Here is a 350-nt window from a genome sequence, read left to right on the forward strand (position 1 = left end):
TTCGATGACACCCCAGACAACCCGCGCCGCGGTCTGGGTTATCTGCAACTGTCCGACCCCACGCGTCCGGTCATGCTGACCGCCAAGCTGCCCGACGTGACGCGCGTGGGCGATACCATCGAGCTGTTCTGGGATGATGATGCGGAGCCCGTCCAGACCTACGACCTGGATCAGGCTACCATCGACAGGGGCTGGCTGAGTTTCAGCGTTGGGGTGGGCGTGATCAAGGCCCCGCAAGGCGAGGTCTTTTACACGCTGTACGATCACGAGGCCGAAAATCTGCAAAAATCGGCCATCCGCACGGTCAACGTCAATCGCACGGTGCCCGGCGGGCTCGATCCCGATACCGA

Annotated in this window: 1 protein-coding gene; it reads left to right on the forward strand. The window is 62.3% G+C overall.

The genetic code is table 11. The annotated features are described in order from the left end of the window. A partial coding sequence (locus tag QMX88_RS29345; protein WP_282373742.1) for a hypothetical protein occupies positions 1-350 on the forward strand: 350 nt, incomplete at both ends.

It is taken from the genome of Pseudomonas sp. PS02290, from assembly GCF_029960075.1.
Classification (GTDB): domain Bacteria; phylum Pseudomonadota; class Gammaproteobacteria; order Pseudomonadales; family Pseudomonadaceae; genus Aquipseudomonas.